Origin of the sequence: Streptomyces sp. URMC 127, from assembly GCF_051386535.1 — a bacterium.
GTDB lineage: Bacteria > Actinomycetota > Actinomycetes > Streptomycetales > Streptomycetaceae > Streptomyces.
Genome location: NZ_JBPQTW010000421.1, coordinates 1 through 2,034, shown reverse-complemented (window position 1 = coordinate 2,034; position 2,034 = coordinate 1). Strand labels below are relative to the sequence as shown.

The following is a 2,034-nucleotide window of genomic DNA, read 5'->3' as shown; positions in this document are numbered from 1 at the left end:
GCGGCCCATGTCCGCCATCGGCGGCTGACCGGCGGGGCGGCCGGGGGGAGGGGCGCGCCTGAAGGGTCTGAAGGGAGCGGCGCGTCCGCGGGCAGCTCGCGGTCCGCGAGGGCGACCGCCCGGCTGAGCGTCGCCGCACGCACCGCATCGCCCTTCTTGATGACGATGGCCTCCACCTGTCGGGTGCCCTCCGCGGCGGCGAACCAGCGGGCCAGCCACCGGGCGAACTCCCGGTCGCGGGCCGCGCTCCGTGGCACCGACGGCAGGCCGTTGCCGCGCCCGCCGGTCACGTAGCGGTCGATGACCGGCAGGTGCCGTACGACGGTCTCGATGGGGATCATGTACGACAAGTGGAGCCGCCGGCTCGTGAGCGCGGCCGAGGAGCGGTCGTCGTAGCGGCTGACGACCATGCCGAGGACCCGGTGCGTCTCGGCGTCGGTCACGGCGGCGCCGCTGAAGCCGGGCCGCACTGTCTCCTCCGGGGTCATCGGGAACATCTGCACCCACTCGCCGCGCGGCCCGGACGGCCCGGCGAGGGTGGCCCGGAACCACACCCCGTCCCGGAGCTCGCGCGTGCGGGGGAAGCCGCACATCCGGACGGACCGGCCGTGCGTGGGCGCGACGCGGTGCAGCGGGGCGGCGTGGCGGGCGTCCTGCGGCTCGGCCAGGGTCAGCAGGGCGACGTCGCCCCGGGAGTCCGCCAGCTCGGGCACCCAGCAGCCGTCGGCCACCCGGGCGCGCACGGGCCGCGCGCCGGGCACGCCGACCAGCTCGGCCAGCACCTCGGCGCGCGGAGCGGCGGCGGCGCCGGCGGGCGCGCCGGGGTCGGCGGGAATGACATGGGCGCACGTCAGCACGGCGTCCGTGGCCAGCAGGATGCCGGCACCCAGGACGTCGCCGCCGGACGTGGAAATGCGGACCCGCCAAGTCTCGCCGCGCACTTCTGTGTTGACGGGGACCTCGGTCTCCTCCCCCATGGGCGCAGAGCATACGCGCGCCCCCGGCGGAAGTGACCCCTCCGAGTGTGGGGTCACCGTTCCGTGTGATTCGCGCGGGGGTCGCGCGCCCTCGGCGCGTGCCCGGGCGGTGTGCGCGTGGGGAGGCGGGGTGCGGCCCGTACGGCCGAACGGGTGACCACGGGGCGGGCGCCGGCCGCGGTCCGGGGTCACCCGTTCGCCGCGTTCCGGGGCGGCCGTCCCGGTGACGGCGGGGCCACCCCCGGTGACCTGCCGATACGTCCGCGGGCTGCGTCCCGCGGCCCGCCCAGTACCGGCTGTTCTGATGTGGCGTCAGGGTGCGGCGCGCCCCGGATCCCGGTTCCCTCGGCTCTGAGGAGCGCGGAACCCCCCACTCCCCTTCGTGGGCACACCACGTGCCCCGGCCGCGTTCACGGAGGAACAAGCATGCGTAACTCACGAGTGCTCACCGGGACCGCCCTGTCCATAGCCGCCCTCGGGCTGGGGAGCGCTCCCGCGCTCGCCGGGGACTTCGGCAAGCTGGAAGTCTCCCCGAACCCCGTCAAGCCCGGCGCCGAGGTCACGGTGAACACCACCGCCTGCGGCGCCAACGGCTCGGGCACGGGCGACGCCAGCGCCGTCGGCGGCCCGGCCTCGTTCCAGCTCAAGCCGGGCACGCACAAGGAGAGCGTCGTCGGCACGTTCAAGGTGCCCAACAGCGCGAAGGCCGGCACGTACGGCATCGGCGTCAAGTGCCACAACGGCAAGGAAGCCACGGGCGACGTCGTCGTCTCCGCCGGTTCGGGCGGCTCCGCGTCCACCGGGGCTCGTGCGGGCGGGGCGAGCCACAGCCCGTCCATGGGCACGGGCGGCGGCTCCTCCTCCGCCCCGGCCATGCCGCCCAAGGGCGGCATGAAGACCGGTGTCGGCTCCACGAGCGACGACTCCGGGATGACCGAGCTCATGGCGGGCGCGGCCGTGCTGGCCACCGCTGCGGTCGGCGGCACGTGGTACCTGCGGCGCCGCGGCAGCGGCGGCAACCGGATCTGACCCGCCCCCGGCCCGCTCCGCCCCCCGG

2 protein-coding genes are annotated in these 2,034 nt (G+C 76.2%); one reads left to right on the top strand and one right to left on the bottom strand.

Annotated elements, in window-relative coordinates; genetic code table 11:
• Window positions 1-977, bottom strand: a 977-nt coding sequence (locus ACSNOH_RS34650) for a S1 family peptidase (protein ID WP_436725421.1), incomplete at its 3' end; no start/stop codon positions are given.
• Window positions 978-1,403: 426 nt separating this feature from the next.
• Here ACSNOH_RS34650 and ACSNOH_RS34645 point away from each other — a divergent pair.
• A complete protein-coding gene (locus ACSNOH_RS34645; protein ID WP_436725420.1) occupies window positions 1,404-2,006 on the top strand; it encodes a hypothetical protein in 603 nt (200 codons plus the stop codon).
• The last annotated feature ends 28 nt before the right edge of the window (window positions 2,007-2,034 follow it).